Source organism: Pseudomonas sp. B21-019 (assembly GCF_024749225.1).
Classification (GTDB): domain Bacteria; phylum Pseudomonadota; class Gammaproteobacteria; order Pseudomonadales; family Pseudomonadaceae; genus Aquipseudomonas.
Genome location: NZ_CP087193.1, coordinates 1,003,928 through 1,030,891, shown reverse-complemented (window position 1 = coordinate 1,030,891; position 26,964 = coordinate 1,003,928). Strand labels below are relative to the sequence as shown.

The 26,964-nt window shown below is 59.1% G+C and carries 28 protein-coding genes and 1 other RNA gene; 7 read left to right on the top strand and 22 right to left on the bottom strand.

All coding sequences use genetic code 11. The features are described from left to right. Positions 1–4: 4 nt before the first annotated feature. From mraY to rsmI, 9 genes are all read right to left on the bottom strand, one after another. A complete protein-coding gene (mraY, locus tag LOY36_RS04520; RefSeq protein ID WP_008016698.1) occupies positions 5–1,087 on the bottom strand; it encodes a phospho-N-acetylmuramoyl-pentapeptide-transferase in 1,083 nt (360 codons plus the stop codon). Then, complete coding sequence (gene murF / locus LOY36_RS04515) at positions 1,087–2,454, bottom strand: UDP-N-acetylmuramoyl-tripeptide--D-alanyl-D-alanine ligase (protein WP_258672397.1); 1,368 nt, start codon at positions 2,452–2,454, stop codon at positions 1,087–1,089. The genes mraY and murF overlap by 1 nt, the downstream gene beginning before the upstream one ends. Beyond that, positions 2,447–3,910: a UDP-N-acetylmuramoyl-L-alanyl-D-glutamate--2,6-diaminopimelate ligase gene (locus tag LOY36_RS04510; RefSeq protein ID WP_258672395.1), complete on the bottom strand. Its 1,464-nt coding sequence runs from the start codon at positions 3,908–3,910 to the stop codon at positions 2,447–2,449. The genes murF and LOY36_RS04510 overlap by 8 nt, the downstream gene beginning before the upstream one ends. Next, entirely contained in the window at positions 3,910–5,649 is a 1,740-nt protein-coding gene (locus LOY36_RS04505) for a penicillin-binding protein 2 (RefSeq protein ID WP_019651807.1), read from the bottom strand. The genes LOY36_RS04510 and LOY36_RS04505 overlap by 1 nt, the downstream gene beginning before the upstream one ends. Then, positions 5,649–5,942, bottom strand: a complete 294-nt coding sequence (ftsL, locus tag LOY36_RS04500) for a cell division protein FtsL (RefSeq protein ID WP_003205353.1) — start codon at positions 5,940–5,942, stop codon at positions 5,649–5,651. Before ftsL ends, LOY36_RS04505 begins: the two co-directional genes overlap by 1 nt. Then, positions 5,939–6,886, bottom strand: a complete 948-nt coding sequence (rsmH, locus tag LOY36_RS04495; protein WP_408981105.1) for a 16S rRNA (cytosine(1402)-N(4))-methyltransferase RsmH — start codon at positions 6,884–6,886, stop codon at positions 5,939–5,941. The genes ftsL and rsmH overlap by 4 nt, the downstream gene beginning before the upstream one ends. Beyond that, positions 6,883–7,338 (bottom strand): division/cell wall cluster transcriptional repressor MraZ, encoded by a 456-nt coding sequence (gene mraZ / locus LOY36_RS04490; RefSeq protein ID WP_003205355.1) that lies wholly within the window; start codon positions 7,336–7,338, stop codon positions 6,883–6,885. The genes rsmH and mraZ overlap by 4 nt, the downstream gene beginning before the upstream one ends. A 354-nt stretch (positions 7,339–7,692) precedes the next feature. After that, positions 7,693–8,046, bottom strand: an RNA gene (gene rnpB / locus LOY36_RS04485) — RNase P RNA component class A. 76 nt (positions 8,047–8,122) lie between these two features. Then, positions 8,123–9,028 carry a 16S rRNA (cytidine(1402)-2'-O)-methyltransferase gene (gene rsmI / locus LOY36_RS04480; RefSeq protein WP_018930125.1) on the bottom strand — a complete coding sequence of 302 codons (906 nt, stop codon included), beginning with the start codon at positions 9,026–9,028 and terminating at the stop codon, positions 8,123–8,125. 177 nt (positions 9,029–9,205) lie between these two features. Here rsmI and LOY36_RS04475 point away from each other — a divergent pair, with 177 nt between their 5' ends. From LOY36_RS04475 to LOY36_RS04460, 4 genes are all read left to right on the top strand, one after another. Continuing rightward, entirely contained in the window at positions 9,206–11,038 is a 1,833-nt protein-coding gene (locus tag LOY36_RS04475; RefSeq protein ID WP_258672394.1) for a penicillin-binding protein activator, read from the top strand. After that, a complete protein-coding gene (locus LOY36_RS04470; protein ID WP_019582357.1) occupies positions 11,038–11,400 on the top strand; it encodes a YraN family protein in 363 nt (120 codons plus the stop codon). The genes LOY36_RS04475 and LOY36_RS04470 overlap by 1 nt, the downstream gene beginning before the upstream one ends. Positions 11,401–11,504: 104 nt before the next feature. After that, entirely contained in the window at positions 11,505–12,098 is a 594-nt protein-coding gene (locus tag LOY36_RS04465; RefSeq protein WP_007904374.1) for a phosphoheptose isomerase, read from the top strand. After that, entirely contained in the window at positions 12,095–12,673 is a 579-nt protein-coding gene (locus tag LOY36_RS04460; RefSeq protein WP_258672393.1) for a BON domain-containing protein, read from the top strand. The genes LOY36_RS04465 and LOY36_RS04460 overlap by 4 nt, the downstream gene beginning before the upstream one ends. Before the next feature lie 127 nt (positions 12,674–12,800). Here the strand turns inward: LOY36_RS04460 and LOY36_RS04455 are convergent, their stop codons facing one another. The 7 genes from LOY36_RS04455 to rplM form a co-directional block, all read right to left on the bottom strand. Beyond that, the gene (locus tag LOY36_RS04455; protein ID WP_007939829.1) at positions 12,801–13,214 is read right to left on the bottom strand and encodes a ClpXP protease specificity-enhancing factor; all 414 of its coding nucleotides are present in this window, start codon (positions 13,212–13,214) and stop codon (positions 12,801–12,803) included. Positions 13,215–13,230: 16 nt separating this feature from the next. Further along, positions 13,231–13,848 (bottom strand): glutathione S-transferase N-terminal domain-containing protein, encoded by a 618-nt coding sequence (locus LOY36_RS04450; RefSeq protein WP_007905304.1) that lies wholly within the window; start codon positions 13,846–13,848, stop codon positions 13,231–13,233. Between the two features lie 150 nt (positions 13,849–13,998). Next, on the bottom strand, positions 13,999–14,781 hold the full coding sequence (locus tag LOY36_RS04445; RefSeq protein WP_258672392.1) for a cytochrome c1: 783 nt from the start codon (positions 14,779–14,781) through the stop codon (positions 13,999–14,001). Beyond that, on the bottom strand, positions 14,781–15,992 hold the full coding sequence (locus LOY36_RS04440) for a cytochrome bc complex cytochrome b subunit (protein ID WP_018930119.1): 1,212 nt from the start codon (positions 15,990–15,992) through the stop codon (positions 14,781–14,783). Before LOY36_RS04440 ends, LOY36_RS04445 begins: the two co-directional genes overlap by 1 nt. Then, entirely contained in the window at positions 15,992–16,585 is a 594-nt protein-coding gene (petA, locus tag LOY36_RS04435) for a ubiquinol-cytochrome c reductase iron-sulfur subunit (RefSeq protein ID WP_007939825.1), read from the bottom strand. Before petA ends, LOY36_RS04440 begins: the two co-directional genes overlap by 1 nt. A gap of 267 nt (positions 16,586–16,852) precedes the next feature. Further along, positions 16,853–17,245, bottom strand: a complete 393-nt coding sequence (gene rpsI, locus LOY36_RS04430; protein WP_003228056.1) for a 30S ribosomal protein S9 — start codon at positions 17,243–17,245, stop codon at positions 16,853–16,855. A gap of 14 nt (positions 17,246–17,259) precedes the next feature. Next, positions 17,260–17,688, bottom strand: coding sequence for a 50S ribosomal protein L13 (rplM, locus tag LOY36_RS04425; RefSeq protein ID WP_007939824.1), 429 nt, complete (start codon positions 17,686–17,688; stop codon positions 17,260–17,262). Between the two features lie 245 nt (positions 17,689–17,933). On the opposite strand from rplM, the gene LOY36_RS04420 reads away from it, so the two are divergent. Beyond that, the gene (locus LOY36_RS04420) at positions 17,934–18,974 is read left to right on the top strand and encodes an NADP(H)-dependent aldo-keto reductase (RefSeq protein WP_258672391.1); all 1,041 of its coding nucleotides are present in this window, start codon (positions 17,934–17,936) and stop codon (positions 18,972–18,974) included. A gap of 50 nt (positions 18,975–19,024) precedes the next feature. Here the strand turns inward: LOY36_RS04420 and LOY36_RS04415 are convergent, their stop codons facing one another. Then, on the bottom strand, positions 19,025–20,161 hold the full coding sequence (locus tag LOY36_RS04415) for an acyl-CoA dehydrogenase family protein (RefSeq protein WP_018930117.1): 1,137 nt from the start codon (positions 20,159–20,161) through the stop codon (positions 19,025–19,027). A 244-nt stretch (positions 20,162–20,405) separates the two neighbouring features. Here LOY36_RS04415 and LOY36_RS04410 point away from each other — a divergent pair, with 244 nt between their 5' ends. Continuing rightward, a complete protein-coding gene (locus LOY36_RS04410; RefSeq protein ID WP_258674137.1) occupies positions 20,406–21,302 on the top strand; it encodes a GlxA family transcriptional regulator in 897 nt (298 codons plus the stop codon). A gap of 183 nt (positions 21,303–21,485) precedes the next feature. On the opposite strand, the gene zapE is transcribed toward LOY36_RS04410, so the two are convergent. The 3 genes from zapE to LOY36_RS04395 all read right to left on the bottom strand — a co-directional run bounded on the left by zapE (position 21,486) and on the right by LOY36_RS04395 (position 24,680). Further along, the gene (gene zapE / locus LOY36_RS04405) at positions 21,486–22,580 is read right to left on the bottom strand and encodes a cell division protein ZapE (protein WP_019582361.1); all 1,095 of its coding nucleotides are present in this window, start codon (positions 22,578–22,580) and stop codon (positions 21,486–21,488) included. Positions 22,581–22,670: 90 nt separating this feature from the next. Then, positions 22,671–24,026, bottom strand: coding sequence for a tryptophan--tRNA ligase (locus tag LOY36_RS04400; RefSeq protein WP_258672390.1), 1,356 nt, complete (start codon positions 24,024–24,026; stop codon positions 22,671–22,673). Between the two features lie 24 nt (positions 24,027–24,050). Continuing rightward, entirely contained in the window at positions 24,051–24,680 is a 630-nt protein-coding gene (locus tag LOY36_RS04395; protein WP_258672389.1) for an alpha/beta hydrolase, read from the bottom strand. A 144-nt stretch (positions 24,681–24,824) separates the two neighbouring features. On the opposite strand from LOY36_RS04395, the gene LOY36_RS04390 reads away from it, so the two are divergent. Then, entirely contained in the window at positions 24,825–25,259 is a 435-nt protein-coding gene (locus LOY36_RS04390) for a YhcB family protein (protein ID WP_258672388.1), read from the top strand. Between the two features lie 150 nt (positions 25,260–25,409). Here the strand turns inward: LOY36_RS04390 and LOY36_RS04385 are convergent, their stop codons facing one another. Together LOY36_RS04385 and LOY36_RS04380 are read right to left on the bottom strand one after the other, a co-directional pair. Beyond that, positions 25,410–26,141 (bottom strand): OmpA family lipoprotein, encoded by a 732-nt coding sequence (locus tag LOY36_RS04385; protein ID WP_007939811.1) that lies wholly within the window; start codon positions 26,139–26,141, stop codon positions 25,410–25,412. Between the two features lie 104 nt (positions 26,142–26,245). Next, the gene (locus tag LOY36_RS04380; protein WP_258672387.1) at positions 26,246–26,890 is read right to left on the bottom strand and encodes an MBL fold metallo-hydrolase; all 645 of its coding nucleotides are present in this window, start codon (positions 26,888–26,890) and stop codon (positions 26,246–26,248) included. Positions 26,891–26,964 lie beyond the last annotated feature (74 nt).

Sequence of the window (26,964 nt, the reverse complement as noted above, 5' to 3'; positions counted from 1 at the left end):
CGTTCTACCTCAGCTTCAGGGTGGCAAGGCCGATCAACACGAGAATCACGGTGATGATCCAGAAACGGACGATCACACGCGGCTCGGGCCAGCCCTTGAGTTCAAAGTGGTGGTGAATCGGTGCCATGCGGAACACACGGCGACCGGTCAGCTTAAAGGAGGCGACCTGAATGACGACTGACAGGGTCTCCATCACGAACACACCGCCCATGATGAACAGGACGATTTCCTGACGGACGATCACTGCGATGGTGCCCAGGGCCGCACCCAGCGCCAGCGCGCCAACGTCGCCCATGAAGACTTGTGCCGGATAGGTGTTGAACCAGAGGAACCCCAGGCCAGCACCGATCAAGGCGCCGCAGAACACAATCAGCTCACCCGCGCCCGGTACGTAAGGAATCAGCAGGTATTCGGCGAACTTCACGTTACCCGACAGGTAGCAGAAGATCCCCAGGCCGCCGCCGACCATCACGGTGGGCATGATCGCCAGACCGTCGAGGCCGTCGGTCAGGTTGACCGCGTTGCTCGAGCCGACAATCACGAAATAGGTCAGGACGATGAAGCCTGCGCCCAGCGGAATGCTGTAGTCCTTGAGCATCGGCAGGATCAGGGTGGTTTCCACCGGCGTCGCGGCAGTCATATAAAGGAAGATTGCCGCGCCCAGGCCGAACACCGACTGCCAGAAATATTTCCAGCGGCTCGGAAGGCCGCGGGAGTTTTTCTCGATGACTTTGCGATAGTCGTCAACCCAGCCGATGGCGCCGAACAGCAGGGTCACCAACAACACGACCCAAACGTAACGGTTGGTCAGGTCAGCCCAAAGCAAGGTGCTGACGCCGATGGAGGAAAGAATCAGCGCGCCGCCCATGGTCGGGGTGCCCGACTTCGACAGGTGCGATTGCGGGCCGTCGTTGCGAACGGATTGACCGATCTGACGGTTCTGCAGAGTGCGGATCATCCACGGGCCATAGCACAGCGACAAGACCAGCGCGGTCAGTACACCGAGAATCCCGCGCAGGGTCAGGTACTGAAAGACCGCGAAGCCTTTGTAGAACTGTTGCAGATACTCCGCTAGCAGCAGCAGCATTAATGTTTCTCCAGACTGGTCCCGCACAAAGCGGCAACGATGTTTTCCATCGCAGCGCTACGCGAGCCCTTGATCAAAAAGGTAGTGTTTGTGTCCTGCTCAGCTTCCAGCGCCTTGATCAGTTCAGCCTGTGTGCTGAAGTGAAAGGCCTGCTCGCCGAAAGCGTTCACGGCGTGAGCCATCATTGGCCCGACGGCGTAAAGCGCGGAAACCTTGCCGCGGGCGTACTCGCCCACATCGCGGTGCCCCTGCTCTGCCCACGCGCCCAACTCGCCGATATCCCCGAGCACCAAAACGGTGCGGCCGGAAAAGCCGGCGAGTATATCAACGGCGGCGCACATAGAGGTGGGGTTCGCGTTGTATGTGTCATCGATTACGCGCATGCCGTTAGGCGCCAGTTGCGCGACGGTGCGGCCCTTGACCGGTTGCACCGCGCCAAGGCCGGTGGCGATGCCGAACAGCGACACACCCAAGGCATGCGCGGCAGCGGCAGCGGCCATGGCATTGGCCACGTTGTGGGTGCCGAGCAGATTCAGCTGAACCCGTTCCACACCTTCAGGGCTGTGCAGGTTGAACGCCGGGCAACCGCGGGCATCGCGGTCCAGGTCGCTGGCATGGAAATCGGCGTTGACGTTGCTCAGGGCAAAAGTCAGCACTTTTCGACCGGCGGCACGGGTCTTCCAGATGTCGAAGGCCTTGTCGTCGAGATTCAGCACGGCGATGCCATCGGCATCCAGCCCTTCGAGAAGCTCGCCCTTGGCTTCGACGATTTTTTCCGGCCCGCCGAACTCACCAACGTGGGCGGTCCCGGCGTTGTTGATGATGGCCACGTGGGGTTTGGTCATGGCGACGGTGTAGGCAATCTCGCCAATGCGCGAAGCGCCGAGTTCGATCACGGCGGCGGTGTGTTCCGGCGCCAGTTCGAGCAGGGTCAGCGGAGCACCGAGGTCATTGTTCAGGTTGCCACGGGTCGCCAGCACCGGACCGCGCGTGCGCAGGATGCTTGCCAGCATTTCCTTGACCGTGGTCTTGCCGCTGGAACCGGTAACGGCCGCGACCGGCTGAGTGAACGCGGCACGGTTGATCGCACCCAACTGGCCGAGGGCCTGGCGGGTGTCCTTGACCAGCAGTTGCGGCAGCGAGCTGTCGGCAACTTCGCGTTCGACCAGAGCACCCACGGCGCCTTTGGCGGCGACGTCATTCAGGTAGTCATGGCCATCGAAACGCGGGCCGGCCAGAGCAATAAACAATTGGCCGGGCTTGATCGCCCGGCTGTCGATGCTGACGCCGTCGAAGCTGGTATCACCGGCAATCAAACGAGCATTCAGTGCGCCGGTCAGTTCGCTCAGTTTCAAGGCTTTAAGCATGGGCCACCTCCCACGCGGTCAGGGCATGATCGGCCTCGACCAAATCGGAGAAAGCGAGGCGTTCGCCATTGATTTCCTGATAGTCCTCATGACCTTTACCAGCCAGGACAATCACGTCATCCGCCGAAGCGCTGGCGATCAACCGGGCAATCGCCTGGCCACGACCGGCGACGAAGGTGACTTTATCCACAGCGGTGAAACCGGCACGGATGTCGTCGAAAATCGCGGCCGGGTCTTCGGTGCGCGGGTTGTCGTCGGTGACCAGCACACCATCGGCCAGACGCTCGACCACTTCAGCCATCAGCGGACGCTTGCCGCGGTCGCGATCACCGCCGCAACCGAACAGGCACAGCAACCGGCCTTTGGCGTGAGGACGCAGGGCCATCAAGACTTTTTCCAGCGCATCCGGTGTGTGGGCGTAATCGACCACCACCAACGGCTGAGTGCCGCCGCCCAGACGCTGCATGCGACCGGCCGGGCCTTCGAGTTTCGGCAGCACGTTGAGGATTTCGTCCAGCGCGTAGTCCAGACCGAGTAAGGCACCGACCGCGGCCAACACGTTGCTCAGGTTGAAACGGCCGAGCAAGGTGCTGCGCAAATGGTGTTCGCCCTGCGGCGTAACCAGCGTGGCGCGCACGCCTTCGTCACTGAACTGCGCTTCGCGGCAATACAGGTAAGCGCGGGAGTCTTCCAGGCTGTAAGTGATCAGCCGCGACTCCCCCTCATCAGCCGCCAGTTGCCGGCCAAAATCGTCGTCGAGGTTGACCACCCGGCACTTCAGATCATTCCAGGCAAACAACTTGGCCTTTGTTTCGCCATAGGCCTGCATGGTGCCGTGGTAATCCAGATGATCGCGCGACAGGTTGGTCATCACCGCCACATCGAAGGCCAGTGCGGTTACGCGGCCCTGATCCAGCCCATGGGAAGAGACTTCCATGGCCACGGCTTTGGCACCGGCCTTTTTCAGGTCGGCGAGGGTTGCTTGCAGCGCAATCGGGTTCGGCGTGGTGTGCAAGCCGCTTTCCAGCGCGCCATGGAAACCGGAGCCCAGAGTGCCAACGATACCGCAGTGTTGACCGAGCAAATCGAGGGCTTGCGCGACCAATTGGGTCACGCTGGTTTTACCGTTGGTGCCGGTCACGCCGATCAGGTTCATGTGACGGCTCGGGTCGCCGTAAAAGCGCCCGGCGATATCCGACAGCTGCGCCGCCAGGCCTTTGACCGGAATCAGCGGCACGTCGGTAATCGGCAGCACGGTCGCGCCTTCGACTTCATAAGCCACGGCGGCAGCACCGCGCTGCAAGGCGTCGGCGATGTGCGCACGACCGTCGAACTTGCCACCAGGGACCGCAAGGAACAAATCACCTGCCCGTACGTTACGGCTGTCCAGCGCCAATTCGCGGATCAATAGATCATGGCCGGCGTGGGCGAAAATCTTGTTCAGGCTCAGCGACATCAGCCGCGCCCTCCATTAGCTTTCAGCGGAACGACCGGTGCGGCGTTCGCTTGTTGAGTGGCTGGCAGGTTGTCCGGGGTGATGTTCATCAGGCGCAAGGTCCCGGACATCACTTTGCTGAACACCGGCGCCGATACCAGACCACCGAAGTAACCGGCCTTGGTCGGTTCGTCGATCACCACCACGATCGCGTAACGCGGGTCGCTCATCGGGCCGAAACCGGCGAACAGCGAGCGGTAGGAGTTCTCGGCGTAGCCTTTGGTTCCGACCGACGTCTTACGCGCAGTACCCGACTTGCCGCCCACGTGATACGCCGGCACCTGCGCACGGAATACGCCGCGCGGGGCTTCGATCACTTGTTGCAGCATGCCTTGCATGGTTTTCGCGACGGCTTCCGGCAGCACCTGAGTGGTTTGCGGCGCCTTGTCGGTTTTGATCAGGGTCAACGGCGCGAGGCGACCATTGTTGGCCAGGGCCGAGAAGGCGTGGACCAACTGGATCGCGGTCACGGAAATACCGTAGCCGTAGGACAGCGTGGCGGTTTCAGCCTTGCGCCATTCGCGGTAGTTCGGCAGGTTGCCGACGCGCTCACCCGGGAAACCCAAGCCGGTGTCCTGGCCGAGGCCAACTTTCTGTGCCAGGCGGAAAATCGTTTCGCCACCGATATCGAACGCGACCTTACTCATGCCGACGTTACTGGAATTGATCAGGATACCGGTCAGGTCGAGCACCGGACCTTCGGTCTTGGATACGTCCTTGATGGTGTATTTACCAATCTGCAAGCTGCCCGGGTACACCTCGACGGTGTCGCTCGGTTTCCAGCGCCCGGTTTCGATCGCGGCGCTCATGGAGATCGCTTTCATGGTCGAACCCGGCTCGAACACGTCGATCATCGCGCGGTTGCGCATCATCGCCGGTTGCAGGTTGCGACGGTTGTTCGGGTTGTAGGTCGGCTGGTTGACCATGGCGAGAATCTCGCCGGTCTTCACGTCCATGATCACCAGGCTACCGGCCTTGGCGCCGTTCTCGATGATCGCGTTGCGCAGCTCGCGGTTGGCCAGGTATTGCAGGCGCAGGTCAATGGACAACGCCAAGGGCTTGCCGGCCTTGGCGTTTTTGGTGACCTGGACATCTTTAATCAACCGGCCGCGCCGGTCCTTGATGACCTGTCGCTTGCCGGGCACCCCGGCCAGCCATTCGTCGTAGGCCAGCTCGACGCCTTCGCGCCCGTGATCGTCGATGTCGGTAAAGCCGACCATGTGGGCAGTGACTTCACCGGCCGGGTAGAAACGCCGGAACTCTTCGATGCCATAGACGCCCGGCACTTTCAGATCGAGCACAGCCTGGCCCTGCTCGGGGGTCAGCCCGCGCACCAGGTAAATGAATTCTTTGTTGGCCTGGGCTTCGAGACGTTCGGCCAGGGCTTTGGGGTCCTGCCCCAGGGCAGCCGCCAGTGCCGGCCATTTCTCTTTGGCCAGCTGCATTTCCTTGGCGTTGGCCCACAGGGTGGTGACCGGGGTACTCACGGCCAATGGCTCGCCGTTACGGTCGGTGATCAGACCACGGTGAGCCGGAATCGGAATATGACGAACACTGCGCGCGTCGCCCTGACCTTTAAGGAAGTCACGGTCGACCACTTGCAGATCAATGATGCGCCAGGAAATCGCCGCCACCATGATGCCGAGCAAGCCCAGCACCAGACGGAATCGCCACGGGAAGAGTGCGCCTTCGAGTTTCATCATGGCGCCACCATCTGCACTTCAGCAGCGCCAGGAATACGCATCTTCAGTTGCTCGGTCGCCAACACTTCGATACGGCTGTGGGCGGTCCAGGTGCTTTGTTCGAGAATCAACCGGCCCCACTCCGCCTGCGCCTTGTCGCGCACGCTCAATTCGTTGTACAGCGAATTCAACAACTGACGGTTCCAGTGGGCGCTATAGGACACGCCGATGGCCGATACGAGCACACCGATAAACAGCAGCAGCATGAAAAAGCTTCCGCCGGGAAGTGGTTTGGCGAAAAGCTTGCTCACCGCAGTTTCTCCGCGACGCGCATGATGGCGCTACGGGAACGTGGGTTGGCTTTGAGTTCGGCCTCGGAGGCGGACTGCGCTTTGCCATGGACTTTGATTTTCGGTTCGAAGGCGACGTGACGGACCGGCAAGTTGCGCGGCAGGTTATCAGCCTCGCCCTTCACCAGTTTGCGCATGAACAGTTTGACGATGCGGTCTTCCAGCGAGTGGAAGCTGATCACTACCAGACGACCGCCGACTTCCAGGCACTCCAGCGCGGCTTCGAGACCGGTTTCCAGATCGCCCAGTTCGTTGTTGACGTGAATACGCAGCCCCTGGAATGCACGGGTCGCCGGGTTCTTGCCCTTTTCCCACGCAGGGTTGGCGACTTTCAGCACTTCCGCCAGATCGCCAGTGCGTTCGAATGGCTTGATGTCGCGACGTTCGGCCACGGCACGCGCCATGCGGCCGGAGAAACGTTCTTCGCCGTACTCCTTGAACACCCGGGCGATTTCTTCCACCGGCGCGGTGTTGACGAACTCGGCGGCGCTGATCCCGCGGGACGGGTCCATACGCATGTCCAACGGGCCGTCGTTGAGAAAACTGAAGCCGCGCTCAGGGTCGTCGAGCTGAGGCGAAGACACGCCCAGGTCAAGCAGAACACCGCTGACCTTGCCGGCCAGACCGCGTTCGGCGACTTCCGAACCGAGCTCGGCAAAGCTGCGCTGTACAACGACAAAGCGGCCGTCTTCGGCCGCTAGCGTTTGCCCGGTGGCAATCGCTTGAGGATCTTTGTCGAACCCGAGCAACCGACCATCGGGCCCGAGCTTGCTGAGGATCAACCGGCTATGTCCGCCGCGTCCGAACGTGCCGTCCAGATAGCAGCCATCAGGACGTACGGCGAGAGCCTCGACGGCTTCGTCAAGCAGTACGGTGATGTGGTTAAAGCCGCTATCAATAGTCACAGGATCAAATCACGCAGTTCATCAGGCATGGCGCCCGGTTGTTGAATAGCAGCCAGGTCAGCGGCAGAAACCGCATTCCAGGCATCCTCGTCCCACAATTGGAACTTGTTCAGTTGGCCTACCAACATCGCGCGCTTATCCAACTTGGCATATTCGCGAAGACGCGGCGGAACCAGAAAACGACCACTGCCATCGAGTTCGAGGTCGACGGCATTACCAATGAGTAAACGTTGCAGGCGGCGGTTTTCTTCGCGAAGCGAAGGCAGTGCGCGCAGTTTGGTTTCGATAATTTCCCACTCATCGAGGGGATAAACACACAAACACGGATCAACGGCATCGATGGTGACGATTAATTGACCGGAACTACGCGAAACGAGCTCGTCACGGTACCGGCTCGGCATGGCGAGACGGCCCTTTGCATCGAGACTGATAGCGTTAGCTCCGCGAAACACGTCAGCGTTTCTCCAAATATTAGCGTTTTGCGCTCAAAAAACCCACTTCATGCCACTTTCCGCCACTTGCGCACACTATAGGAATGCGCCCACCACACCGTCAAGGCGCGGATAGAAGGAAAAGCCTTACAGAACGGAGATTTAGGAGCGTAAAAGGAGGGGAAACGAGAATCTGACGGGTGAATTTGTTCAATAACTTGAGTCAGCACAGAAGGCTGCGCTCAGAAGTTAAAGTAGTTTGTTAAGAGTAAGATTTTTTCGGTATTACAAAAGCGCTTCTGCTATTGATTCAGCAGGGAGGGAAATTGCCATTACGCATATCGCTGCCAATGATTGAAGCAGAGAAGAAAAAAGGTGGAGAGTCGATCTGTAAGCCGGGTTCTGTCTTGAACAGTCATTCGTCTACGATGGCCATCACTGGACATCTTTAGCAACCTACCCGGTCCCAGCGCGGGCCACGCCTTGGGACCCTATTTGGTCTTGCTCCAAGTGGGGTTTACCTAGCCACGAACTGTTGCCAGACGTGCGGTGCGCTCTTACCGCACCTTTTCACCCTTACCGGCGCCGAAGCGCTTAGGCGGTTATTTTCTGTGGCACTTTCCGTAGGCTCACGCCTCCCAGGCATTACCTGGCACTTCGCCCTATGGAGCCCGGACTTTCCTCCCCCCCCTAATTTTCATAGAGGGCAGCGACTGTCCGATCGACTCTCCGCCGCGAAGGTTAACGGCAGAGCGGCCGAAGAACAAGCTCTAAAAGCCTCTGGCCGGCGCTGCGCGTCGCTTTTTTACTCGCCCTTCTGCTTATCCAGCGCAACCTGATAGAGCACATTCTTGCGCTCGCCAGTAATTTGCGCCGCCAATGCCGCCGCACGCTTGAGCGGCATTTCTTCAAGCAGCAGATTGAGAATACGCATGGCTTCGCTGCTGACAGCGTCCTCAGTCTCGGGAGCAGACCAGCCAGCGACCAGCACTACGCACTCGCCGCGCTGCTGGTTGCTGTCCGATTCGACGAACTCGCGCAACTCGGCCAGCGGCAAGCCTTTAAGGGTTTCGAAGGTCTTGGTCAGCTCGCGCGCCAGCAATGCCGGACGATCGGCGCCGAATACCAGCTCCATGTCTTGCAGGCATTCAAGGATGCGGTGTGGAGCCTCATAAAAAATCAGCGTGCGCGGCTCTTCTTTTATCAGTTCCAGGCGAGCGCGCCGGCCGACAGCCTTGGCCGGTAGAAACCCTTCGAAGATGAAACGGTCCGATGGCAACCCCGCCGCCGAGAGCGCCGCAATCAATGCACAGGCCCCCGGAACCGGCACCACATTGATCCCAGCGGCACGGGCCTGACGCACCAGGTGATAACCCGGATCGGAAATCAGCGGCGTCCCGGCATCGGAGATCAATGCCACATCGTCGCCAGCGAGCAAGCGAGTGATAAAGCGGCTGCCTTCATCCCGTTCATTGTGTTCATGGCAGGCCGCCAGCGGCGTGGGGATGCCGAAGTGCTGCATCAATCGCTGGGAATGGCGAGTGTCTTCGGCAGCAATCAACGAAACCTCGCGCAGGATCTTCAGCGCACGCGCACTGATGTCGTCCAGGTTGCCGATGGGCGTCGCCACCACATAAAGCGAGCCAGCAGCGGAATTCAAAGCACCTGGAGCAGTCAAAGCGCACACCTCATGATCGGTAAAAGCCGCCATTGTAGCGCGTAGCGACATTCGCGATACCTGCAAGCAACCCTCGGTTTTCCAGCCTTTTGTGCAGTGCCGCAACATTTGCACGAGCTAAATTGATCGATTCACGCCAGTAACATCGCGCCCCGGCCAGCGCTTGGGTACAATTCCACGCTTATTTGATCGAGTATCAGGAACACTTACATGATCGCTTGCCTGCGGCTGTTCTCTGCCCTCTGCCTCGCTGCCTTGCTGGCGGCTTGCGCCAGCTCGCCCTCCTCCAGCCTTGGCGAACTTCCACGGACCCCGGATGCCAGTGTCGAGCAACTGCTCGAACAGGCCACTCAAAGTAAAACGCCGGACAAGGCAGCCTTGCTGCGCTTGAGCGCGGCAGACCTGGCTTATCGTCAGGGCAATGCCGGCCAATCCGCGCAAATCCTGCAACAAGTACCGATGGAACAACTCAAGCCTGGCCAACAGGTCTTCGCCAGCACCCTGGCGGCTGAATTGGCCATGGTGCGCAATCAGCCCAAAGCGGCGCTGACGGCCCTGAGCCATCCGAGCCTGCAACGCCTGGGTGAACTGCCGGTCGAGCAACAGGTTCGCACTGGCACCGTCCATGCCCGCGCCCTTGAGGCTGACGGCCAGACCCTGGCCGCCGCACGGGAGCGCATCTTCATCGCCCCCATGCTGAGCGATCAAGCCGCGAGCAAAAACCACGAAGCCATCTGGACCCTGATCGCTTCACTGCCGACCGATCAATTGCAACCGACCACCGACGACGACCTCGGCGGCTGGTTGAGCCTGGCCCGGGCAGTGAAAACAGCCGGCACCCTGGAACAGCAGCAAGCCGCGATCGACAACTGGCGCGCGAACAATCCAAAGCACCCGGCCGCCATCCAGCTGCCGCTGCCATTGACCAAACTCAAGGATCTGGCCAGCCAGCCCCTGAGCAAAATCGCCGTGCTGCTGCCTCAAGCAGATGGCCCGCTGGCGGCTGCCAGCAAGGCACTGCGTGAAGGTATCGTGGCTGCTCACTACCAGGCGCAACAAGCCGGGCAGAATCCGCCAGCCATCGTATTTTATGACAGCTCGATAATGACCACTGTGCCGCCGCGGATGTCGCTGGACGAGTTCTATCGCAAGGCCCAGGCCGACGGCGTGCAATTGGTGATCGGCCCGCTGGAAAAACCGCTGGTCAAGCAGCTCAGCGCTCGCCCGCAACTGCCGATCACCACCCTGGCGCTGAACTACAGCGAAGGCGAACAAGGTCCGGCCCAGCTGTTCCAATTCGGCCTTGCCGCTGAAGACGAAGCCCGCGAAGTGTCCCGTCGTGCGCGCGCCGATGGCCTGCATCGCGCCGCCATCATGGTGCCGAAAGGCGAATGGGGTGACCGCGTACTCAGAGCATTCAGCCAGGATTGGCAAGCCAACGGCGGCAGCATTGTCGCGACCGAGCGCGTCGACCAACCGGTGCAACTGGCCCAGCAAATTGCCGACATGTTCCAGCTGCGTCAGAGCGAAGGCCGCGCCAAGAGCCTGCAAAACACCGTTGGCTCGCAGGTAGCCGCCCAGCCTTCGCGTCGTCAGGACATCGAGTTCATCTTCCTGGCCGCGACGCCGCAACAGGCTCAACAGATCAAACCGACCCTGAACTTCCAGTACGCGGGTGACGTGCCGGTTTACGCCACCTCTCACGTATTCAGCGCCAGCGGCGACCAGAACCAGTACAACGACATGAACGGTATTCGCTTCTGCGAAACCCCATGGCTGCTGGATGCCAACGACCCGCTGCGCAAACAGGTCACCGCACAATGGCCACAAGCCGCTGGCAGCCTGGGCCGCCTATACGCGATGGGCGTTGACGCCTATCGCCTGGCACCACGCCTGGGGCAACTCAAGGCCTTGCCGGACAGCCGCATCGAAGGTCAATCGGGCAGCCTGGGCATGACTCAGAATCAACGGGTCGTGCGTCAGTTGCCATGGGCAGAGTTCGTCAACGGTCAGGTTCAACGCCTGCCGGACACCTCGCACTGATGCCCGACAGGTCACGCCAGCAAAGCGGTAAGGATGCCGAGCGCCATGCGCTCGAGCATCTTCAGCAACAAGGTCTGCGCCTGCTGGCGCAGAACTGGTTATGTAAACGCGGCGAGCTTGATCTGGTCATGCTTGATGGCGATACAGTAGTATTCGTCGAAGTCCGCTACAGAAAAAACACCCAATGGGGTGGCGCGCTCGATAGCATCGATGAGCGCAAACGGCAGAAACTGATTTTCGCCGCGCAGTATTTTCTTCAGCGCGAGTCGCGTTGGGCCAATTCCCCTTGCCGCTTCGACGTGGTTGCCATCGACAGCAACCTTGATCAGTTGAACTGGTTGCAGAATGCCTTCGACAGCTGATCGCTTGCGCCCCGAACCGGACACCTTCACCCAACACTTTTGCTCTTTGCTTTGCGGGCTGCACATTCATGTGCCGAGTAGCCGCGCTAATTAAGGTCACACAGATGGACATGCAATCGCGAATTCGCCAGCTTTTTCAGGCCAGTATCGACACCAAGCAACAGGCGATGGACGTACTTGCACCGCACATCGAGCAAGCCAGCCAGGTCATGGTCAACGCCCTGCTCAACGAGGGCAAAATGCTGTCCTGCGGCAACGGCGGTTCCGCCGGTGACGCACAGCACTTCTCGTCCGAACTGCTCAACCGCTTCGAGCGCGAGCGCCCGAGCCTGCCGGCCATCGCGCTGACCACCGACAGCTCGACGATCACCTCGATCGCCAACGACTACAGCTACAACGAAATCTTCTCCAAACAGATCCGCGCCCTCGGTCAACCGGGTGACGTATTGCTGGCCATTTCCACCAGCGGCAACTCGGCGAACATTATTCAAGCGATCCAGGCCGCACATGATCGTGAAATGATTGTCGTAGCATTGACGGGTCGTGATGGCGGCGGCATGGCGTCACTGCTTTTGCCGGAGGACGTCGAGATTCGCGTACCGGCCAACGTCACTGCACGTATTCAGGAAGTCCACCTGCTGGCGATCCATTGCCTTTGCGATCTGATCGACAGCCAACTGTTCGGGAGTGAAGAATGACCCCTAATCGCCTAGGCCTTCTGGCCTTGACCCTGTGCCTCGGCATCAGCGGCTGCACATCAGTGGTTAACGCCAGCCGTGAAGCGCCGATCGAAGATGACCGCGGTACGCGCACCTTCGGCAGCAAGATCGACGACTCTCTGATCGACACCAAGGTCGGCGTGAACATCGCCAAGGCCGATCCGGCCCTGGACAACGATTCGCACATCGTCGTCACCAGCTTCAACGGTGTTGTGTTGCTCGCCGGGCAAACCCCGCGCGCCGACCTCAAGGCCAAGGCCGAACAGGTCGCCGCCTCCGTTCAGCGCGTGAAGAAGGTGCATAACGAACTGCAAGTGCTGCAGCCCTCCTCGCTGCTGGCGCGCCAGAACGACACCTGGCTGACCACCAAGATCAAGACCCAGATGCTCACCGATCCATCCATCCCGGGCTCGCGCATCAAGGTTGTGACCGAAAACGGCATCGTTTATCTGCTCGGCCTGCTGACCAAGCAGGAAGCGGCGCAGGCGACCAATCTGGTGCAAGGCGTATCCGGCGTGCAGAAGATTGTGAAGTTGTTCGAATACATCGACTGACACACACACTCTGTAGGAGCTGCCGCAGGCTGCAATTTTTTGACTTTGCTTTTCAAGATCAAGAGATCGCAGCCTTCGGCAGCTCCTACGTAATAAAAAAGGCGATCCTTGCGGATCGCCTTTTTTATTACTTCACCACTTTCAAACTGGGTCGACCGCTGGGACGCGGCGGCTCGCTGTCGGGTGGCGGGATATCATCATCCGGCTCGATCTCTTCCTCGTCGTCCAGAGGCGATTCCATATCGAACACCATGCCTTGGCCGTTCTCCCGAGCGTAAATACCCAGGATCGACGCGATAGGCACGTACAGGGTATGCGGCACGCCACCGAAGCGCCCTTCGAAACTGACCGCCTCGTTATCCATGTGCAAATGACGCACGGCAGCCGGGGATACGTTCAGGACTATCTGCCCGTCACTGGCAAAACCCTGAGGCACCTGCACCGACGGATACTCGGAATTGACCAGCATGTGCGGGGTGCAATCGTTGTCCACAATCCACTCGTAGAGCGCGCGGACCAGATAAGGTCGACTGGAGTTCATAGCGGCTCCTTAAGCCTTAGCGCATATCGCGTTCGACACCAGACAGACTCGCCTGGAAAGCCTCACGCGCAAACGAGCGCTCCATGTAATCAAGCAGCGGCTTGGCAGGCCGCGGCAGTTCTATACCCAAAATCGGCAATCGCCAGAGTATTGGTAATAGGCAGCAATCCACCAGACTTTGTTCCTCACTAAGGAAAAACGGCTTGTCGGCGAATAACGGCGACACGCCTGTCAGGCTTTCGCGCAGCTCTTTACGAGCTACCACGCGGGCTGCTTCCTTGGTCCGCGAATCCAGAATCAGATCCACCAGGCCACACCAGTCACGCTGAATGCGATGAATCAGCAGACGACTGTTGGCACGCGCCACGGGATAAACCGGCAGCAGTGGCGGATGCGGGTAACGCTCATCCAGATATTCCATCACCACGGTCGACTCCCACAACGCCAGGTCACGATCGACCAGGGTGGGCAGGCTTCCGTAAGGGTTCACTTCAATCAGTTTAGGCGGCTGACGACCAGCCTCCACGTAAATGATCTCGGCGCTGACACCCTTCTCTGCAAGTACGATGCGCACTCGGTGGGAATAGTGGTCGGCGGGGTCGGAGTAACAGGCCAACCGATTGGTCACGCCCATGGCGGTCCTCCTCGCTTGTTGAAATTATCGGAAACGGAAAAACACGCGCGCCCAGAGGGCGCCTCCCGTAACGCCTGGATCACCAGACTCGTTACACCTTCAGAGACGCCCCTGGGCGCGCGCGATTAACAGCAATGGCTTACAACGTTATCAATGGACGTCTTTCCAGTATTCACGCTTGAGCAAGTAAGCGAATACGAAGAAGAACGCCAGGTACAGCAACACATAGGTACCGATGCGCTGATGCTGCAGCTTCACCGGGTTGGCCGAGTAGGCCAGGAAAGTCACCAGATTCTTGACCTTCTCGTCGAACTGCTCTTCGGTCAGCGTACCGGTTTTCGGCAATACAGTCAGCTGATCGCAGGCTTCATGAGTCAAAGCGGTACCGGTCAGCGGATCGAATTGCTTCTTGCCGCCTTCGACGATTTGAACCTGTTTACAGCCTACCACCTGACGACCCTGCAAGCCGACCAGAACGTTAGGCATGCCGACGTTCGGGAACACCTTGTTGTTCACGCCCCATGGACGCGACGGGTCTTCATAGAACGAACGCAGGTAGCCATAGAGCCAGTCGGTGCCACGAACGCGAGCCACCAGTGTCAGGTCGGGTGGCGCTGCACCAAACCAGGTCTTGGCGTCAGCCGGCTGCATGCCGATGCTCATGTGGTCGCCGATCTTGGCGCCAGTGAACACCAGCTTCTCGAGCATCAGCTCGTGAGGAATGCCCAGGTCATCGGCGACACGCTCGTAACGCTGGAACTTGGCACTGTGGCAGCCCATGCAATAGTTGGCGAACGTACGTGCGCCATCCTGCATGGCAGCCTTGTCGGAAACGTCGATGTCGACTTTTTCCAGCTCGGGACCACCATGTTCAGCCGCGAAGGACAGTGCTGGCAGAGCAGCAAGAATCAGTACAGCAAATAGTTTTTTCATCAGCCAGTCACCCTTTCCGGAACCGGTTTGGTCTTCTCGAGCCTGGTGTAGAACGGCATCAGAATGAAGTAGGCGAAGTACAGGAAGGTACATACCTGCGACAGCAACGTACGTTCCGGGGTAGGTGCCATGACACCCAGCCAGCCAAGAATCACGAAGGAGATGCAGAATACCCAGAGCCAGATCTTGCTCAGCCAGCCCTTGTAGCGCATGGACTTGACCGGGCTACGGTCAAGCCAGGGCAGGACGAACAGCAACGCAATCGAAGCACCCATGGCAACAACACCCAGGAGCTTGTCCGGAACTGCCCGCAGAATCGCGTAGAACGGCGTGAAGTACCAGACCGGAGCGATGTGCTCAGGGGTCTTGAAAGCGTTCGCCACTTCAAAGTTCGGTTTCTCGAGGAAGTAGCCGCCCATTTCCGGGAAGAAGAACACGATCGCGCAGAAGATGAACAGGAACACCACCACGCCGACGATATCTTTCACGGTGTAGTACGGATGGAAGGCAATGCCGTCCAGCGGTACGCCGTTTTCGTCTTTGTGTTTCTTGATGTCCACGCCGTCCGGGTTGTTCGAACCCACTTCGTGCAACGCCAGAATGTGCAGCACCACCAGGCCGAGGATCACGATCGGCAAGGCAACCACATGCAAGGCGAAGAAACGGTTCAGGGTAATACCGGAAATCAGGTAGTCACCACGGATCCACTGGGTCAGGTCGTTACCGATGACCGGGATCGCACCGAACAGCGAGATGATCACCTGGGCACCCCAGTAGGACATCTGGCCCCACGGCAGCAGGTAACCCATGAAGGCTTCAGCCATCAGCGCCAGGTAGATCAGCATGCCGAACACCCACACCAGCTCACGCGGTTTCTGGTACGAACCGTAGAGCAGGCCACGGAACATGTGCAGATAAACCACGATGAAGAACGCTGAAGCGCCAGTGGAGTGCAGCAGACGCAGGATCGAGCCGTACTCGACGTCGCGCATGATGTATTCGACGGAAGCGAATGCTTCTTCCGCCGACGGGGTGTAGCTCATGGTCAGCCAGACACCGGTAACGATCTGGTTGACCAGAACGAGCAGCGCCAGGGAGCCAAAGAAATAGAAGAAGTTGAAGTTCTTCGGGGCGTAATACTTGCTGAGATGGTCTTCCCACATTTTGGTCGCGGGGAAGCGCGCATCAACCCAATCCATGAACTTGCTCATCACGCTTTCTCCGTATCGACGCCAACGACAATGATGTCATCGGTCTCATAGGAATGCGGGGGAACTGGCAGGTTCAAAGGCGCGGGTTGCGACTTGTAGACGCGGCCAGCCAAATCGTAGTGGGAACCGTGGCAAGGGCAGAAGTAGCCCCCGACCCAATCCTTGCCCAGATCGGCAGGTGCCACTTCCGGACGGAAGGTCGGTGAACACCCCAGGTGAGTGCAGATACCGATCAGCAGCAGGACTTCTGGCTTGATCGAACGCGTCTGCGGGTCGACATAGGTCGGTTGCGTCGAGTTCTTGGAGGCGGGGTCAGACAGCTGGCCCTCAATCTTTTTCAGATTCCCCAGGATTTCCTCGGTACGGCGGACGATGAACACCGGCTGACCGCGCCACTCAGCAATCATTTGCTGGCCTGGCTCGATTTTGCTGACATTCACTTTCACCGGTGCACCTGCGGCTTTCGCCTTGGCACTGGGAAACCATGACCCCACGAACGGGACCGCAGCCCCCACCGCTCCTGCAGCACCCACCACGGATGTGGCTGCTACCAAGAAGCGACGCCGGCCTGCATTCACGCCGTCATTGCTCATTCAGTCCTCTCCCATCAGCTTTGTGGCCTGTTAAATCAGGCGTCTACTAAGTAAAAATCTGAACTTATAAAAATTTTGCCGAATGGTAATGAAAAGCCCCAATTCTGACAAGGTAATTACCGAAGGGCTCCACTGCCAAGCCTTGTAGTATAGGGCCTCTGCGGATGTGGCAAGTTGTCACAGCGCAATTCGTTGATAAATAGCGCCCATAAAAAAACGCCCAGCTTCGCAAGGAAACTGGGCGTTCTTTTTGAACGTGAAAGCGAATTAACGCTTCGAGTACTGCGGACGCTTACGCGCTTTACGCAGACCGACTTTCTTACGTTCAACTTCACGAGCATCGCGGGTTACGAAGCCAGCTTTGCGCAGAGCAGAGCGCAGAGTTTCGTCGTAATCCATCAGAGCGCGAGTGATACCGTGGCGGATTGCGCCAGCTTGACCACTTACACCACCGCCGATCACGGTGACGTAGATGTCGAACTTCTCGACAGTCTCAGTCAATTCCAGCGGCTGACGAACTACCATGCGGGCAGTTTCGCGGCCGAAGAAATTATCCAGCGAACGGTTGTTGATGGAGATGTTACCAGTGCCCGGACGCAGGAAAACGCGTGCGGTTGCAGTCTTGCGACGGCCAGTGCCGTAATTTTGAGTCGCCGACATAATGAACTATTCCGTTAAAACTTCAGTTCTTGGGGCTGCTGAGCAGTATGAGGGTGAGCAGCGCCCGCATAGACTTTCAGCTTACGATACATGTCGCGACCCAGCGGGTTCTTAGGCAGCATGCCTTTGACCGCGGTCTCGATCACGCGCTCAGGGGCTTTAGCGATCAGCTTTTCGAAGTTGATCGACTTGATGCCGCCCGGGAAACCGGAGTGGGAGTAGTACATTTTGTCAGTGGTTTTAGCGCCAGTAACACGTACTTGCTCAGCGTTGATTACGACGATGTAGTCGCCGGTGTCAACGTGAGGAGTGTACTCAGCCTTGTGCTTGCCACGCAGACGGCTCGCGATTTCAGTGGCCAGACGACCCAGGGTCTGACCAGCAGCGTCGACGACAAACCAGTCGCGCTTTACTGTTTCCGGTTTAGCAGTAAAAGTTTTCATTCTTTATAGCCTCAGGGGCCGCCCTGTAAATTAGACGGCGGATCTTACTGAATAGTGCGTACTTTGACAAGTCAAAGGCAGCCGGATACAGACGCTTTCGGGGGCTCGGGTCGGCGCGTCCGTTCAACGGCAAGATTCTTCGGCGGCGGCGCATCACTTCCACTGCAGAAAGAGGTGCGCAATTATGCAGATTGCGAAAAATATTTCAACCTGCTTTTATGATTGTTTTGCCCAAGGAGCACCCGATGGACTATCGCCAGCTAGGCCGTACCGATCTGAACGTGAGCGCCATCTGCCTCGGCACCATGACCTGGGGCGAGCAAAACAGTGAGGCTGAAGCCTTCGCCCAGATCGAACGCGCCAAGGGCGCCGGGGTCAATTTCATCGACACCGCCGAGATGTACCCGGTGCCGCCCAAGGCCGACACCTACGCCACCACCGAGCGCTACATCGGCAACTACTTCAAAAGTCGCGGCGATCGCGCCGACTGGATCCTGGCGAGCAAGATCGCCGGCCCCGGCAACACCATCGATTACATTCGCGACAAAAACCTGCGGCACAACCGCCAACACATCCGCGAAGCCGTGGACGCCAGCCTCAAGCGCCTGCAAACCGACTACATCGACCTGTATCAGTTGCACTGGCCGGAACGCAGCACCAATTTCTTCGGTCAGCTCGGCTACAAGCACAAGATCGAAGCCAATCTGACGCCACTGGAGGACACCCTCGAAGCGCTGGACGAGCAGGTCAAGGCCGGCAAGATCCGCCACATCGGCCTGTCCAACGAAACCCCGTGGGGCACCATGCGCTTCCTTGCCCTCGCCGAAGCCCGTGGCTGGCCCCGCGCGGTATCCATCCAGAACCCCTACAACCTGCTCAATCGCAGCTTCGAAGTCGGCCTGGCGGAAATTGCCATCCGCGAACAGTGCGGCTTGCTGGCCTACTCGCCACTGGCGTTCGGCTTTCTGTCGGGCAAGTACGAAGGTGGCGCGCGTCCGCCCAAAGGTCGCCTGAGCCTCTACAGCCGCTTCAGCCGCTATTTCAACCCGCAGTCGGAAGCGGCGTGCAGCCGTTACGTGGCACTGGCCCGTCAACACGGTCTGGACCCGGCGCAGATGGCGCTGGCGTTCGTCACACAACAGCCATTCGTAACCAGCAACATCATTGGCGCCACGACGCTTGAGCAACTGGACAGCAACATTGCCAGCATCGATTTGAAGCTGTCGGATGAAGTGCTGGCAGGCATTGAGGCGATTCACCAGGATCAGCCGAACCCGGCACCGTAACTTACGTCGACGATCGTTCCCACGCAGAGCATGGGAACGATCACGCTGCATTACAGCGACCGCGCAATAATCTCCTTCATGATTTCATTGGTCCCGGCATAAATCCGCTGCACCCGCGCATCCGCCCATGCCCGGGCGATCGGGTATTCCCACATGAATCCGTAACCGCCATGCAACTGCACGCATTCGTCGAGCACCTTGCATTGCAGGTCCGTGCCCCAGTACTTGGCCATCGCCGCCGTCGGCACGTCGAGCTTGCCTTGCAGATGCAGTTCCAGGCAGCGATCGACGAAAACCCGGCCGATCTGGATCTCGGTCGCCATTTCAGCGAGCTTGAAGCGGGTGTTCTGGAAGTCGGCGATGGCCTTGCCGAAAGCCTTGCGTTCACGGGTGTAATCCAGCGTCCACTGCAGCGCCGCTTCGGCTGACGCCAAGCCTCCCACCGCGACCGTCAAGCGCTCCTGCGGTAATTCCTGCATCAGGTAAGCGAAGCCCATCCCCGCTTGGCCCAACAGGTTTTCCTTGGGCACCCGAACGTCCTGGAAGAACAGCTCCGAGGTGTCTTGAGCCTTCATGCCGACCTTTTCCAGGCGCTTGCCCTTGGCGAAACCCGGCGTGTTGGCCTCCACCAGAAACAGACTGGTGCCCTTCGCCCCCGCCTTCGGATCAGTCTTGGCCACGACGATCACCAGGTCAGCCAGAAAGCCGTTGGTGATGAAAGTCTTCGAACCGTTGATCACGTATTCGTCGCCCTCCAGCACCGCGGTAGTCTTCACCCCCTGCAGGTCGGAGCCAGCACCCGGCTCGGTCATGGCGATCGCAGTGACCATCTCGCCAGACACCAGCTTGGGCAGGTATTTGTGTTTCAGCGCCTCACTGCCGTAATGCAGGATATAAGGCGCAACAATGTCCGAATGAAGAGAAAATCCGATCCCGGTCAGCCCCAGACGACCGACTTCCTCGATCACCACTGCGCTATAGAGAAAGTCTGCCCCCAGCCCGCCGTATTCTTCCGGCAGATGCGAACAGAGCATCCCCGCCTCCCCCGCCTTGTTCCAGAGATTGCGGTCGATATAGCCTTGTTTTTCCCATTGCCCATGGAACGGCACGGCCTCTTTTTCGAGGAACGTTCGCACGCTGTCGCGAAAAAGCTCGTGCTCGGGGCTGAACAAGGTTCTGGGGATCATGCGTCACCTGTCGTTATTGTCAGACGGAATTGATCTTCAGAGACTAAGCCTCGCTTCCGATACAGGACACTGGACACATCCGACAAAAAATAAGACGATCCAGCCGTCTGGTGACCACTTTCCCCTATAAGAATAAAGTTGAATTATGTCTAACCAAGCCTCCAAGCCCTTGCGGCGCGTCAGCATCCTGGCTATCGACCGGGTTTTCGCTTCCACCCTCATGCAAGCCAAGGATTTCTTCCATCTGGCCAGCCTGCGCTATGGCAAACAACTGGGCCACGGCCTGACACCGGCGTTCGAAACCCGGCTGGTCAGCCCCGACGGCAAACCGGTGAACAGCTTCAGCGATGTGATCATGCCGGTGGATGGCGACCTGGAAAATGCCGACGTCATCATCCTCCCCGCCTTCTGGGACGATTTCGACACACTCTGCAAACGTTATCCACAGGTCCTGCCGTGGCTGCGCGAACAACACGCCCGCGGGGCAGTGCTGTGTGGCGAGGCCACGGGGGTGTTCTGGCTCGCCGAAGCCGGGCTGCTCAACGGCAAGGAAGCGACCACGTACTGGCGCTTCTTCAATGCTTTCGCCGAGCGCTTCCCGCAGGTTCAGCTCAATCAGGACAAACACCTGACCGACGCCGACAACCTGTATTGCGCTGGCGGCACCACCTCGGCCTGCGACCTCTACATTTACCTGATCGAGCGCTTTTGCGGCGCTAACGTGGCCCAGGCCGTGGCCCGCGACATTCTCTATGAAGTGCAGCGTAGCTATGCGCCGGGGCGGATCGGTTTCGGCGGGCAGAAACTGCACCAGGACGTGATCATCCTGCAGATCCAGCATTGGCTCGAAGAGCACTTCGCCGATAAATTCCGCTTCGAAGACGTAGCCCGCGAACACGGCATGAGCATCCGCAACTTCATGCGGCGCTTCCAGACCGCCACCGGCGATAAACCGCTGCATTACCTGCAACGCCTGCGCATCGAGACCGCCAAGGGCTTGTTGTCCGGCAGCCGCAAGAGCATCAAGACCATCAGCTATGAAGTCGGATACGACGATGCGAGCTTCTTCGCCCGGCTGTTCCGCCAGCACACGGAACTGTCGCCGAACCAGTATCGGCAGCAGTTTCAGCAGGCGGCATAGCACAGCGTAATCGCACCACCATGCTTCTTCGGCGCAAAGGAGATCGATAAAGATCGCAGCCTTCGGCAGCTCCTACGCGGTGTACGGCATGCCCCTGTAGGAGCTGCCGAAGGCTGCGATCTTTTGATCTTCGCCCATAAAAAAGGGCCTGCATTGCAGGCCCTTTTTATTTTCCGAAATGTCCTACGGCTTGTGCGCCCGGGACAGGAATTCGTGAGACTGCATTTCCAGCAAGCGGCTAAGCGTGCGCTGGAACTCGAAGGTCAGGCGACCGCCGGTGTAGAGGTCTTTAAGCTCGACTTCGGCAGAGATGATCAGCTTCACGTTGCGGTCGTAGAACTCGTCGACCATGTTGATAAAGCGTCGGGCGATGTCGTCGGTGGTGACGCTCATCTGCTCGACGCCGCTGAGCAACACGGCATGGAAGATCTTGCCCAGTTCGATGTAGTCGTTCTGGCTGCGCGGGCCGTCGCACAGTTCGCGGAAGTCGAACCAGGCCACGTCATCGCAGGTGCGCACGGCGCGGATTTCACGGTTCTCGATCATCAGCACGTCGTTCTCGACGGCAGCCGTGCATTCCGGCGTCAGGGCCCGGAAGCTCTTGCGCAGGCTTTCCTGGGCGGCTTCGTCCAGCGGGAAGTGGAACAGCTCCGCTTGCTCGAGGTGACGCAGACGGTAATCGACGCCGCTGTCGACGTTGACGATTTCGGTGTTCTGCTTGATCAGCGCAATGGCCGGCAAGAAGCGCGCACGTTGCAGGCCGTCCTTGTACAGACCGTCCGGCACGATGTTCGAGGTCGCGACCAGGGTCACGCCGTTCTTGAACAGTTCTTCCATCAGCGTGCCAAGGATCATGGCGTCGGTGATGTCGGAGACGAAGAATTCATCGAAACAGATCACTCGCGTTTCGTCGGAAAAGCGCTTGGCGATGATCGTCAGCGGGTTTTTCTCGCCGCCCAGAGTCTTCATCTCTTCGTGCACGCGCTTCATGAAGCGGTGGAAGTGAGTGCGGGTCTTTTCCTTGAACGGCAGCGCTTCGAAGAAGGTGTCGACCAGGTAAGTCTTGCCGCGACCCACGCCACCCCAGAAGTACAGGCCCTTGACCGGCGCCTGGTCCTTCTTGCCAAACAGTTTGCCGAGCAGGCCCGGTTTGTTCTGCGAGGCCGCGACCAGATCGTCGTACAGGCGCTGCAAATGACGCACTGCCGTTTCCTGCGCAGCATCGTGGAAGAATTCCGGGCGTTTCAGATCAGCTTGGTATCGTTCTAGGGGCGTCATAATTCGTTAGCAAGGCAACAAAAACGGGGCGTCACTGTAGCGACGGCCCGTGGGAATGGCAATCGGCCCTTGGTCGGACCGAACCGTTGTTTATTCCTGAACCGGTGTCAGCGCAACACGCAATGCGCCGATGGCAGCATCGCGAGCAGCACTGTCGGCGAAGGCCGGACTGTCGGCCACACACTCGCCTTCCAGCCAGACGCTGAAGTTCAGGTCTTCACTGCGCACGTCCAATGGCTGGCCGGATTGCAGTTGTTTGGTCACCTGACCTGCGGTTTTGCCATCGGCGAAGTGCCGCGACAGCAGCAGCTGCTCACCATCAGCCGCCAGCAGACGGAAACGGAAACTGCCATCGTCTTCACGGAAGCTGACAAAACGCGCGGCTTTCGCGGCTTTCTTCTTGGTGGTGGCAGCGACTTGAGTCTGGGCGACGAAAGAACGCAGGCCGACCGCTTCACGCAACTCGTTGAGAAACGGCGTGGCCACTGCACGGGCCTTTTTCGCGCCGTGCTGCAGGATGTCTTCCAGATCCGCCGGACGCTCGATCAGTTGGTGATAACGCTCGCGGGACTCGCCCAACTCGTTGTCCAGCAATTGGAACAGGCGATTCTTCGCCTCGCCCCAACCCAGGCCCTGGAGCAATTCGCTGCGGAATTCGTCGGCTTGTGCCGGTGTAGCGAAGGCCTGGAACAAGGTGAACAGGTGCGAGTTGTCCGGATCTTTGGCTTCGCCCGGGGCACGGGAGTCGGTCACGATCCGCGAAATCGCGTCTTTCATCTCTTTGGCGCTGCTGAACAACGGAATGGTGTTGTCGTAGCTCTTCGACATTTTGCGACCGTCGAGGCCTGGCAGCGTAGCGACACTCTCCTCGATCAGCGCTTCGGGCATGGTGAAGAACTCCTTGCCCTGGCCGAACAAGTGGTTGAAGCGCTGGCCAATGTCCCGGGCCATTTCCACGTGCTGGATCTGGTCACGGCCGACCGGCACCTTGTGAGCGTTGAACATCAGGATGTCCGCGGCCATCAGCACCGGGTAGCTGTAGAGGCCCATGGTGATGCCCGCATCCGGGTCTTCGCCGGTCTCAACGTTTTTGTCCACCGACGCCTTGTAGGCGTGGGCGCGGTTGAGCAGGCCCTTGGCGGCCACACAGGTCAGCAGCCAGGTCAGCTCCGGGATTTCCGGAATGTCGGACTGGCGATAGAACGTCACACGATCCACGTCCAGGCCACCGGCCAGCCAGGTCGCGGCGATTTCCAGACGCGAGCGCTGGATGCGCTGCGGGTCATCGCATTTGATCAGGGCGTGGTAGTCGGCCAGGAAGTAGAACGAATCGGCATTGCTGTCACGGCTGGCGAGGATCGCCGGGCGGATAGCCCCGGCGTAGTTGCCCAGGTGCGGCGTGCCGGTGGTGGTAATGCCGGTGAGAATACGGGTACGAGTCGTCATGGGTAATCGCTTGTCAGACTGCAATCAATTCGAAAGACGCGGCAGGATCAGATCCTTGAGATCGGTCAGCTTGCCATGAAAAAAGTGTCCGCATTCTGCCACTTTCAGCAGCTCATGGGGGCGATCGAGTGCCTCGGACCAATCGTAAACGAGTTGCGGATCGATCACTTCGTCGGTTTCCGGCTGGATCAGGGTCAATGTACCTTGTTGCGGCAGTTGATCCTGATCGCCCAGACGCATGACGGCAGGCGCGACCATGAACAGATGCTTGAGTTGTTCGCCCTTGGCTTCCAGGCGTCCGCCGAGACTGGCTGCAACAAAACCGCCGAAAGAAAAACCGAACAGGCTCAGCGGCAATTCCGGGTGTCTGGCGCGAAACCATTCCGCGACAGCCTGGGCATCATCGACTTCACCGCTGCCCATGTCGTGGGAGCCTTCGCTGGCACCGACGCCACGGTAGTTGAAGCGCAGGGTGATCAGTCCGGCGTCGCGCGCGGTGCGCTGCAGGGTCGAGACCACTTTGTTGAGCATGGTGCCGCCTTGCACCGGGTTCGGATGGCAGATGAGCGCCAGGCCGCGCGGCTGCTCGTTGTCCAGGTACAGTGCTTCCAGTTGGCCGACCGGGCCATCAATCACTACAGGGGTTTCGCGCATAAGCAAGGAAGGAACTCCGTGACCTCGAATCGGGTCGACTCGTCTAGCAAATTGTCTGTGCCAATCTATTGCGAGTGAATCGCGGTATACAGCGCAGGTTCGAGCCGTTAACGTAAAGCAAAGCCGTTTATAGAGGAAGGACTCGTGGAACACTCGCTCTTAGTTTGGTTGTTGCCGACTCTTGCCCTGGTTGTGGGTGTCGCCATTGGATTCCTGATCGCTCGCCTGGTGCCGAATGCCGCTCCGAGCAGCACACAACGTCAGCTGGATGACATTCAGGAACGTTTCGACAGTTATCAGAACGAGGTGGTCACCCACTTCAACAGCACTGCAAACCTGGTCAAGAAACTGACTCAGAGCTATCAGGAAGTGCAGGATCATCTCGCCGAGGGCGCCAACCGTCTGGCCCTGGACGAGCAGACTCGCCAACGCTTGCTGGCTGCCCTGCACGCCGACGCGGTGCAGGCTCCACGGGAACGCCTGACGCCGCCGCGCAATCAGGAACCGCCTCGCGATTACGCTCCCAAAGCCCCGAACGCGCCGGGCATGCTCGATGAGCATTACGGCCTGAAGAAGTAATCAGGTTTCGCGCACCACAAAAAGCCCTCGGACGAGTGATTGTCCGAGGGCTTTTTTTATTCTGAAGTTTTCATCGCCTGAACAAGCGGCACAAAAAATGCCCGATCCTTTAAGGATCGGGCATTTTCATTTCAGGGAGAGGTCAGCCTCTCATGGGTACTGCTGAACAGTGCCTTGCTGTTGCTGGCCGCCGTATTGCTGGCCCGGAATCGCCTTCAGGTTGACCTCGACGCGGCGGTTCTGTGCCCGGCCATTGGTATCACCGTTGCTGGCAATCGGGTTATCCGGCCCGGCACCACGTGCCGACAGGTTGGCGCCGCTGACACCCTGGGAAGTCAGGTAGGTCGCCACGCTCTGGGCGCGACGCTGGGACAGGTCCATGTTGTGCTGGCGGCTGCCGGTGCTGTCGGTGTAGCCGACGATCTCGATCTGGTTCTGGTTGAACTCCTTGAGCGAGCCCGCCAGGTTGTTCAGCGGCTGGTAGAAGCTTGAGGCAATGTTCGCCGAATCGGTGGCGAACGTGATGTTGCCCGGCATGATCAGCTTGATCTGATCGCCCTGGCGCTGCACCTCAACCCCGGTGTTGGCCATGCTGGCGCGCAGCTTTTTCTCTTGCTGGTCGGCGTAGTAACCGTAACCGGCGGCAGAAGCACCCACCACGGCGGCGCCAATCAGCGCGCCCTTGCCACGGTTATCGTGACTGATGGCAGCACCGGCTAGCGCACCGGCCAGGGCGCCAAGGCCACCGTATTTGGCGGTTTTGCTCATGCCCGTGGAGCTGCCATCGGCCTGCCCCTGGTTGTCATAAGGGTTCGGCGATGCACAACCGGACAACAGAGCCACTGCAGTAGCGACAACGATCAAACGACGCGAGGTGAACATGGAGGAGCTCCTACTTTTTTGCATTCTGTGGTGCAACGGACTTAAGCAATGAACCTTTGCGGGCGTTGGATCACTGGCAATGACAAAAATTCCGTCAGAGCCCTTCAAGCTCTTACAAAGGGGTTACCGCGCATTTCATCGCCCAGACAGGTGTCCGGGCCATGCCCGGCCACCACGGTTGCCTCTTCGTCGAGGGTATACAACCGCTGCTTGATCGATCGCACGAGTGTTGCCTGATCACCACCCCACAAATCCGTGCGCCCTACCCCACGCTTGAACAGCGTGTCACCGGCAATCAGCAGCTTAGCCTCTGAAAACCAAAAGCTCATGGAACCTGGCGTATGACCCGGCGTGTGCAACGCCACGCCACACCCGCACGCCAACTCTTCATCATCGGCCAACCAGCGATCCGGCGATGGCACCGGGGTGTAAGGCACACCGAACATCTGGCACTGCATCTCCAGATTGTCCCAGAGAAATTGATCTTCTTTATGCAGGTGCAGGGTCGCGCCGGTTTTCTCCTTCAACTGGCCGGAGGCCAGGAAGTGATCGAGGTGTGCGTGGGTATGGATGATGCTGACCACCTTCAGGCCCAGGGCGTCGAGACGGGCGAGGATCAGCTCGTGATTGCCGCCCGGGTCGACCACGATGGCCTTTTTGGTGATCGGGTCGCCGATGATTGTGCAGTTGCACTGCAAAGGGCCGACGGGGAAGGTTTCGCGGATGAGCGTTGGAGCGATGACGGTCATGGGCAATCCTGAGCAAACACTGGAGTTCCGGCTTCACGATTCTACGTCACTCGCCGATACAGATCGCAAGGTCA